Source organism: Streptomyces sp. NPDC058157 (assembly GCF_042884105.1).
Classification (GTDB): domain Bacteria; phylum Actinomycetota; class Actinomycetes; order Streptomycetales; family Streptomycetaceae; genus Streptomyces.
The window spans coordinates 11,446-20,361 of record NZ_JBHVUQ010000144.1; the positions used below are offsets into that span (position 1 = coordinate 11,446).

Genomic DNA, 8,916 nt, shown 5'->3' on the forward strand with positions numbered 1-8,916 from the left:
CGGGGACTTCGTGTCGGCCCTGGGCGGGGCGGGCGCGGGGCCGGTGCGCCCGGCGGCGGGGGGTACGCGGCCGGTGCTGCCGCCGGTGTACGCGGCGGCCCGGTACGAGGGGGCGGTACGGGCGGTCGTGCTCGCCCACAAGGAACGCGGGGCCCTGCCCCTGGCCGGACCGCTGGGCGGGGCCCTGGCGGTGGCGGTCGCGGCCGCCCTTGCGCGGACCGGGGAAGGGGCGGGGGCAGGGGAAGGGGAGCTGGTACTGGTCCCGGTGCCGTCCGCGCGGCGGACCGTGCGGGCGCGCGGGCACGACCCGGCGCGCCGGATCGCGCTGGCCGCGTCGCGGCGGCTGCGGCGGGCCGGGGAGGGCGCGCGCGTGGCGCCCGTGCTGCGGCTGCGGCGGCGGGTCGCCGACCAGGCCGGGCTGGGGGCCCGGCAGCGGCGGGAGAACCTGGCCGGGGCCCTGGAGGTGCGCCCGGGCGGGATGCGGATGGTGGCGGGGGCTCGGATCGTGGTGGTGGACGACGTGGTGACGACCGGAGCCACGCTCGAGGAGGCGGCCCGGGCGCTGCGCGCGGCGGGGCTGCGGGCGGACGCGGCGGCCGTGGTGGCGGCGCCGTCCGGATCGTTCGCCCGGGCCCTGATGCTAGAGCGCCGGTGGACAACTCGTACAGAGCAAAAATCTTGTGAATAGATTTGGAACTGCTGGGGAATGCGCATCGTTGCAGGTAGTAAGAGGGACCAACCCCTTGAACGGAGGTAGGTTCCGGTAGCGGGTGCCGACAACCGGCATGGAGAGATATGTTCGGTTGTGAGGAACTGGCGATCCTTGGGCCCCCTGGTATCGGAGCGCCGGTCCGCCCGTTTTGGAATCTTCGTGTCAGAGGGTGTCTCTCTACTCCGAAGTCGGTGGGGTGTAGATCTTGCCGATGGGGGAGGAGGAGGTGAAAGTCGCCAAGTCCGAGGCTCCGGTGTTCACCGGAGCCTGGTGCGAAAGGGAGACGCTTCACCGCTCGTGGTGAAGGTCTCCGGGAACGGAGTTCTGCGTGGACATCGTCGTCAAGGGCCGCAAGACCGAGGTGCCCGAGCGGTTCCGCAAGCACGTGGCCGAGAAGCTGAATCCCGAGCGGATCCAGAAGCTCGACGCCAAGGTGATCAGCTTGGACGTCGAGGTGTCCAAGGAGCACAACCCGCGCCAGGCCGACCGTTCCGACCGTGTCGAGATCACCCTGCATTCGCGGGGCCCGGTGATCCGCGCCGAGGCCGCCGCCGGCGACCCGTACGCAGCCCTCGACCTGGCTCAGGACAAGCTGGAGGCCCGGCTGCGCAAGCAGCACGACAAGCGCTTCACCCGCCGTGGCTCCGGACGGCTCTCGGCGGCCGAGGTCGCCGACAGCGTGCCGGGCGTCGCGACGCTCAACGGCAACGGCCAGCCGGTCGGCGAGGAGATCGAGGACGGAATTCCGACCACCCGGATCGGATCCCTCGAAGTGCAGGGCGAAGGCCCGCTGATCGTCCGCGAGAAGACCCACTCGGCCCGGCCCATGTCGCTCGACCAGGCCCTCTACGAAATGGAACTGGTCGGCCACGACTTCTATCTGTTCGTCGACTCCGAGACCAAGATGCCGAGCGTCGTCTACCGGCGCCACGCCTACGACTACGGCGTCATCCACGTGGACCCCGACGGGGCGTCCAGCTCGGAGGAGTCGGCCGTCGGCGGTGCCGGCGGAGCACTCGGAGGCTGATCATCGATCCGTTGCCCCTGCGGAAGCCGCGTGTTTCCGCAGGGGCACCTGTATGACTCGTATGAGCCAAAGGGATTCCGCCAGACCCCCGTGTGACGGTGCGGGCATGGAATCATGGCGGGCAGTCAACCGGCGGCCGCCCCCGCCGGGTTGGACCAGCAGCTCGGTACATGCAGGGGGAGGAACGATGGCGGACAGCTTCGGGCCGGTGCGCGGTGACGGCGGAGCCGGCTGTCGTGCGGCGGCGGAGGCCGCGGAGGCGGTGGACCCGGCGCAGGCCGGGGAGCCCATCCGGGTCCTGGTGGTCGACGACCACGCCCTCTTCCGGCGCGGGCTGGAGATCGTCCTCGCGCAGGAGGAGGACATCCAGGTCGTCGGTGAGGCCGGGGACGGGGCGGAGGCCGTGGACAAGGCCGCCGACCTGCTTCCGGACATCGTGCTGATGGACGTGCGGATGCCGCGGCGCGGCGGGATCGAGGCCTGCACCTCGATCAAGGAGGTCGCCCCCTCCGCGAAGATCATCATGCTGACGATCAGCGACGAGGAGGCCGACCTCTACGACGCGATCAAGGCGGGCGCGACGGGCTACCTGCTCAAGGAGATCTCCACGGACGAGGTCGCCACCGCGATCCGCGCCGTCGCGGACGGGCAGTCGCAGATCAGCCCGTCGATGGCGTCGAAGCTGCTGACCGAGTTCAAGTCGATGATCCAGCGCACCGACGAGCGCCGGCTGGTGCCGGCGCCCCGGCTGACCGACCGGGAGCTGGAGGTGCTGAAGCTGGTGGCCACCGGGATGAACAACCGGGACATCGCCAAGCAGCTGTTCATCTCCGAGAACACGGTGAAGAACCACGTCCGCAACATCCTGGAGAAGCTCCAGCTGCACTCGCGGATGGAAGCGGTGGTGTACGCGATGCGGGAGAAGATCCTGGAGATCCGCTGAGCCGGGCGCTCCGCGGGTTCCGGGGGCTTCGGCCGCCGGCCACCGGTTTCGCCCTGCGGGGTGCGGGCTTCTTCGGTTCGGCTGCGGGCCGTGGGTGGCTGGTCGCGCAGTTCCCCGCGCCCCTGACGGGGCGCTAGGGGCGCCGGGCGGAGAGTTCCGCCGTGACCGCCGCGGCCTCCCGTTCGTCGGCCGCGCGCTCGACCCGGACGTCCTCGCAGCCCACCCACCGGGCGGCCTCCCACAGCGCCTCGGCCATCGCCCCGGCCGCCTTCGGGGTGGTGAGGGACAGCTGCCGGGCCACCAGTGTGCGTCCCTCGCGGCCCGGGTCGACCCGGCCCTGGAGCCGCCCGCCGGCCAGCAGCGGCATTGCGAAGTACCCGTGCACCCGCTTCGGCTTGGGGACGTAGGCCTCCAGCCGGTGCGTGAAGCCGAAGATCCGCTCGGTGCGGGGGCGGTCCCAGACGAGGGAGTCGAACGGGGAGAGCAGGGTGGTGCGGTGCCGGCCGCGCGGCTCGGACGCCAGCGCCGCCGGGTGCGCCCAGGCCGGCTTGCCCCAGCCCTCCACCGTCACCGGGACCAGGCCGGAGTCCGCGACCACCGCGTCGAACTCCTCGCCCTTGAGGCGGTGGTAGTCGGCGATGTCGGCCCGGGTGCCCACCCCGAGGGACCGGCCGGCCAGCTCCACCAGGCGGCGCAGGCACTCGCGGTCGTCGAGGTCGTCGTGGAGCAGGGCGTCGGGGACGGCCCGCTCGGCGAGGTCGTAGACCCGCTTCCAGCCGCGCCGCTCCGTGCAGACCACCTCACCGGTGTCGAGCAGCCACTCCACCGCGATCTTGGTCTCGGACCACTCGAACCACTCCCCGCCGTTCTTCGCGCCGCCCAGCTCGGAGGAGGTCAGCGGGCCGTCGGCGCGCAGGCGGTCCAGGACGGCCGCGGTCGAGCGCTCCTTGTCCCGCAGGACGTGCCAGCGGTGGCCGCGGGCCCTGCGGGCGCGGCGGCGGAAGGCGAAGTGCGGCCACTCCTCGATGGGCAGGACGCACGCCGCGTGCGACCAGTACTCGAAGGCGTGGCTGTCGGACCAGTACGCCTTCTCGACGGCCTCCCGGCCGACCGCGCCGAGGCGGGCGTAGGGGATCAGCTCGTGCGACCGGGCCAGGACCGAGATGGTGTCCAGCTGCACGGCGCCCAGGTGCCGCAGCACCCCGCGCACCCCGCCCTTCCGGTCGGGCGCGCCGAGGAAGCCCTGCGCCCGCAGCGCGATGCGGCGGGCCTCGTCGACGGAGAGGGAGACGGTCGGCTGGGACGCGGTCGCGGTCGTCATGACCGCACCCTAGGCCCCGCCACTGACAACGGAGCCTCCGTCCGGAACGATCACGTGCGTCCCGATCGGCTCGTCTCGGCCCGGATCGGCTCGGCCCCGTAGGGCAGGGGCTCGGCGGGCAGCGGCGAGGGCAGGCCCAGGTCGGCCGGGAGCAGTGAGGCGACCCAGCAGTCCCGCAGCAGCCCGCGGTGCTCCATGCCCGCTCGCTGGACGCCCTCGAAGGTGAACCCCGCCTTCTCGGCGACGGCCCGGGAGGCGGTGTTGCCCAGCCCGGCCCGCCACACCAGCCGGACGCAGCCCGGGGCGGCGCGCGTCACGTACTCCTCGGCGTCGCAGCGCCCGTACGGGACGGCCACGGGGATCCAGCGGGCGATGGCCGGGTCCTGGCAGGCGGCGTACGTCTCGTCGACGTCGGAGGGCAGGTGCGGGCGCAGTACCAGGCGCTCGGTGGTGAGGGTGATCGGTTCCATGCCGGGATTCTCGACGCAGGCGCGGGTCAGGGGCGAGGAGAGGTCAGCGCACCGGCAGGTACGGCAGCCGGGAGGGCAGGCCCAGGTCCGACGGGAGCAGGCCGCCGACCCAGCAGTCGCGCAGGGTGCCGCGCAGGTCCAGGGCGGCCCGCAGGACGCCCTCGACGCGGAAGCCCGCCTTCTCGGCGACGGCCCGGGAGGCCGCGTTGCCTGCGGCGGCCCGCCATTCCAGCCGGCCGGCGCCGACCTCCGTGAACAGCCAGCGGGCGACGCCGTCGACGGCCTCGGCCATGTAGCCGCGCCCCCGGTGCTCCTTCGCGGTCCAGTAGCCGATCTCGTACGCGCCGGGCCCGCGCACGTGCACGCCGACGGAGGCGACCAGCGGGCCGTCCTCGCCGAGCCGCACCGCGAAGGCGTACTCGCGGTCCTCCCGCCAGGAGGCGGCGCAGATCTCGCCGACCCAGGCCTCGGCGTGCTCCCGGCGGTAAGGGGAGGGGACGACGGTCCAGCGCTGGATGTCGGGGTCCTGGCAGGCCGCGTACACCTCCTCCGCGTCGGCGGGGGCGAAGGGCCGCAGCACGAGCCGGACCGTGGTCAGGGTGAGGGGCTCCATGAACGGATTGTTGCGGCCCCGGGTAACCCGGGCGAGGGGTTTTCGTCCGCACCGGCACCCAACGGGTCCCCCGTACGTTCTCATTCCGGGCGCCCGTGCCCTGCGGACACGGCGGACCTCCCGACGCGACCACGTCCTCGCTTACGATGGCCGTTGCGGTGGGGCCCACCTGCCGTGCCCGGCTACGTAAAGTGCCCAGGCCCGACCGGCAAGGAGACCAGCCTCAGTGTCCGTCCTCACCAAGCTCATGCGTGCAGGCGAAGGCAAGATCCTGCGCAAACTGCACCGCATCGCGGACCAGGTCAACTCCATCGAAGAGGACTTCGTCAACCTCTCCGACGCCGAGTTGCGGGCCCTCACGGACGAGTACAAGCAGCGCTACCAGGACGGCGAGAGCCTCGACGACCTGCTCCCCGAGGCCTTCGCGACCGTCCGCGAGGCCGCGAAGCGCGTCCTGGGCCAGCGGCACTACGACGTCCAGATCATGGGCGGCGCCGCGCTGCACCTGGGCTACGTCGCCGAGATGAAGACCGGTGAGGGCAAGACCCTCGTCGGCACCCTCCCCGCGTACCTGAACGCCCTGTCCGGCAAGGGCGTCCACCTGATCACGGTCAACGACTACCTCGCCGAGCGCGACTCCGAGATGATGGGCCGGGTCCACAAGTTCCTCGGCCTCCAGGTCGGCTGCATCCTCGCGAACATGTCGCCCGCCCAGCGCCGCGAGCAGTACGCCTGCGACATCACGTACGGCACGAACAACGAGTTCGGCTTCGACTACCTGCGCGACAACATGGCCTGGTCGCAGGACGAGCTCGTCCAGCGCGGCCACAACTTCGCCGTGGTCGACGAGGTCGACTCCATCCTCGTCGACGAGGCCCGCACCCCGCTGATCATCTCCGGCCCGGCCGACCAGGCCACGAAGTGGTACGCGGACTTCGCGAAGCTGGTCACCCGCCTGACCAAGGGCGAGGCCGGCCAGCCGCTCAAGGGCATCGAGGAGACCGGCGACTACGAGGTCGACGAGAAGAAGCGCACGGTCGGCATCCACGAGGCCGGCGTCGCCAAGGTCGAGGACTGGCTCGGCATCGAGAACCTCTACGAGTCGGTGAACACCCCGCTCGTCGGCTACCTGAACAACGCCATCAAGGCGAAGGAACTGTTCAAGAAGGACAAGGACTACGTCGTCATCGACGGCGAGGTCATGATCGTCGACGAGCACACCGGCCGTATCCTCGCCGGCCGCCGCTACAACGAGGGCATGCACCAGGCGATCGAGGCGAAGGAAGGGGTGGACATCAAGGACGAGAACCAGACCCTCGCCACGATCACCCTCCAGAACTTCTTCCGCCTCTACACCAAGCTGTCCGGTATGACCGGTACGGCCATGACCGAGGCCGCCGAGTTCCACCAGATCTACAAGCTCGGCGTCGTCCCGATCCCGACGAACCGCGCCATGCAGCGCAAGGACCAGGCCGACCTGATCTACCGCACCGAGGTCGCCAAGTTCGCCGCCGTCGTCGACGACATCGCGGAGAAGCACGAGAAGGGCCAGCCGATCCTCGTCGGCACGACCTCGGTCGAGAAGTCCGAGTACCTCTCGCAGCAGCTCTCCAAGCGCGGCATCCCGCACGAGGTGCTCAACGCCAAGCAGCACGAGCGCGAGGCCACGATCGTCGCCCAGGCCGGCCGCCGCGGCGCCGTCACCGTCGCCACGAACATGGCCGGCCGCGGTACCGACATCAAGCTCGGCGGCAACCCGGACGACCTCGCCGAGGCGGAGCTGCGCCAGCGCGGCCTCGACCCGGAGGAGCACATCGAGGAGTGGGCGCACGCCCTGCCCGACGCGCTCGCCAGGGCCGAAGCGGCCGTGAAGGCGGAGTTCGAGGAGGTCAAGGAGCTCGGCGGGCTGTACGTGCTGGGCACCGAGCGGCACGAGTCGCGCCGCATCGACAACCAGCTGCGCGGCCGCTCCGGCCGTCAGGGCGACCCGGGCGAGTCCCGCTTCTACCTGTCGCTGGGCGACGACCTGATGCGCCTGTTCAAGGCCCAGATGGTCGAGCGCGTCATGGCCATGGCCAACGTGCCGGACGACGTCCCGATCGAGAACAAGATGGTCACGCGCGCGATCGCGTCGGCCCAGTCGCAGGTCGAGACCCAGAACTTCGAGACGCGTAAGAACGTCCTGAAGTACGACGAGGTCCTCAACAGCCAGCGCGAGGTCATCTACGGCGAGCGCCGCCGCGTCCTGGAGGGCGAGGACCTGCACGAGCAGGTGCGCTTCTTCATGGACGACACCATCGACGCGTACATCGCCGCCGAGACGGTCGAGGGCTTCGCCGAGGAGTGGGACCTGGACCGGCTGTGGGGCGCCTTCAAGCAGCTCTACCCGATCAAGGTCACGGTGGAGGAGCTGGAGGAGGCCGCCGGGGACCGGGCCGGCATCACGGCCGAGTTCATCGCGGAGTCCGTCAAGGACGACATCCACGAGCAGTACGGGGCCCGCGAGGCGGCCCTGGGCGCCGACGTCATGCGCGAGCTGGAGCGGCGCGTGGTGCTGTCGGTGCTGGACCGCAAGTGGCGCGAGCACCTGTACGAGATGGACTACCTGCAGGAGGGCATCGGCCTGCGGGCCATGGCGCAGAAGGACCCGCTGGTCGAGTACCAGCGCGAGGGCTTCGACATGTTCAACGCCATGATGGAGGGCATCAAGGAGGAGTCCGTCGGCTACCTGTTCAACCTGGAGGTCCAGGTCGAGCAGCAGGTCGAGGAGGTCCCGGTGCAGGCTTCGGCGGCCCCGTCGCTGACGAAGGAGCCGGTGCCGTCGGCGCGGCCGGAGATCCGCGCCAAGGGCCTGGACGCCCCGCAGCGCCCGGACCGCCTGCACTTCTCCGCCCCGTCGGTGGACGGTGAGGGCGGCGTGGTCGAGGGCGACTTCGACGACGCCAACGGCGGAGACGGCCTGACCCGCGCGGAGCGCCGCAAGGCCCAGAAGACGACGGGCGGCCGCCGCCGCAAGAAGTGACCCGTACCCGCCCCGCGCGGGACGAGCGGGGCCGGACACCTCAGGGTGTCCGGCCCCGCCTTTTTCGTCTGTACGGGGCTTGCGGCGGGGGCCCGCCATCTCCCCCTCGAGGGGCGGGGGCCGGGCGGCGGCTGCCCACCCGCCTCCCCGGGTGCGGGGCGGTGGGTGGGGGAGGTCTGCCGCCGGGCGGGGGTGGACGGCTGGGCGGCGTGGGGGATGGTCGGGACCTCGGCGGGGCGGTCTCAGAGAAGGGTTGGGGCTTTCCCGTCAGTCCCACTGTCCTTCCGGTTCGGGACGGCCTGTCAAGGGCGCTCCTTCGTCGCGTCGCTTCGCGATGTCGCTGCGCTCCACCCTTGACAGGCCGTCCCGCCCCGGAAAGACAAGGACTGCCGGGAAACCCCCAAAGGAACGGGACGGAGGATCATGAGACATACGGCCGGATCAGGGACCAGGCGAGGTGGTGGCGGGCCGGCAGACATCCCTTCCGGGCCGACATCAGCCCTGATCGGGGCCGCCCCCACGCCCCAGATCGCTACGCGCTCCTCCCGTCCCAGCGTCCGACGACCGCCTGGGGTCGCTGCAGTAGCCCAGGGACGACGGATTCGTCATCCGGGGCCGGTGGGCGCCCCAGATCGCTACGCGCTCCTGTCTCCTCGGCGTCTGGCGGCCGTCTGGGGTTGCTGCTGTAGCCGGATGCCGACGGATGGACCGTGAGGTGACCTCAGGCGCGTCGGATCGCTACGCGCTCCTCGATTTCCGGCGTCCGGCGGCCGTCTTGGGCTGGGATGCTCTGCCGATTGGCATGTGG

At 71.4% G+C, this 8,916-nt stretch carries 7 protein-coding genes; 4 read left to right on the forward strand and 3 right to left on the reverse strand.

Going from position 1 to position 8,916, the window contains the following annotated elements:
* From ACFVXK_RS28135 to ACFVXK_RS28145, 3 genes are all read left to right on the forward strand, one after another.
* Positions 1–688, forward strand: a 688-nt coding sequence (locus ACFVXK_RS28135; protein WP_389616586.1) for a ComF family protein, incomplete at its 5' end; no start/stop codon positions are given.
* 352 nt (positions 689–1,040) lie between these two features.
* Positions 1,041–1,739 (forward strand): ribosome hibernation-promoting factor, HPF/YfiA family, encoded by a 699-nt coding sequence (gene hpf, locus ACFVXK_RS28140; RefSeq protein WP_389616589.1) that lies wholly within the window; start codon positions 1,041–1,043, stop codon positions 1,737–1,739.
* Between the two features lie 187 nt (positions 1,740–1,926).
* Complete coding sequence (locus tag ACFVXK_RS28145; protein WP_389616592.1) at positions 1,927–2,682, forward strand: response regulator; 756 nt, start codon at positions 1,927–1,929, stop codon at positions 2,680–2,682.
* A gap of 133 nt (positions 2,683–2,815) precedes the next feature.
* Here ACFVXK_RS28145 and ACFVXK_RS28150 read toward each other — a convergent pair whose 3' ends face one another.
* Genes ACFVXK_RS28150 through ACFVXK_RS28160 form a run of 3 tightly spaced genes read right to left on the reverse strand, consistent with a single transcriptional unit; the run spans position 2,816 to position 5,086 of the window.
* Entirely contained in the window at positions 2,816–4,003 is a 1,188-nt protein-coding gene (locus ACFVXK_RS28150) for a winged helix-turn-helix domain-containing protein (RefSeq protein ID WP_389616595.1), read from the reverse strand.
* A 50-nt stretch (positions 4,004–4,053) separates the two neighbouring features.
* Positions 4,054–4,473: a GNAT family N-acetyltransferase gene (locus ACFVXK_RS28155; RefSeq protein ID WP_389616598.1), complete on the reverse strand. Its 420-nt coding sequence runs from the start codon at positions 4,471–4,473 to the stop codon at positions 4,054–4,056.
* A 43-nt stretch (positions 4,474–4,516) separates the two neighbouring features.
* The gene (locus tag ACFVXK_RS28160; protein ID WP_389616601.1) at positions 4,517–5,086 is read right to left on the reverse strand and encodes a GNAT family N-acetyltransferase; all 570 of its coding nucleotides are present in this window, start codon (positions 5,084–5,086) and stop codon (positions 4,517–4,519) included.
* 226 nt (positions 5,087–5,312) lie between these two features.
* Here ACFVXK_RS28160 and secA point away from each other — a divergent pair, with 226 nt between their 5' ends.
* Positions 5,313–8,108 carry a preprotein translocase subunit SecA gene (gene secA / locus ACFVXK_RS28165; protein ID WP_389616604.1) on the forward strand — a complete coding sequence of 932 codons (2,796 nt, stop codon included), beginning with the start codon at positions 5,313–5,315 and terminating at the stop codon, positions 8,106–8,108.
* Positions 8,109–8,916 lie beyond the last annotated feature (808 nt).

Excerpts from the sequence above, each read along its gene's own strand:
- ACFVXK_RS28145 (WP_389616592.1), top strand. The coding sequence starts at position 1,927 with ATGGCGGACAGCTTCGGGCCGGTGCGCGGTGACGGCGGAGCCGGCTGT.
- ACFVXK_RS28150 (WP_389616595.1), bottom strand. The coding sequence starts at position 4,003 with ATGACGACCGCGACCGCGTCCCAGCCGACCGTCTCCCTCTCCGTCGAC.
- ACFVXK_RS28155 (WP_389616598.1), bottom strand. The coding sequence starts at position 4,473 with ATGGAACCGATCACCCTCACCACCGAGCGCCTGGTACTGCGCCCGCAC.
- ACFVXK_RS28160 (WP_389616601.1), bottom strand. The coding sequence starts at position 5,086 with ATGGAGCCCCTCACCCTGACCACGGTCCGGCTCGTGCTGCGGCCCTTC.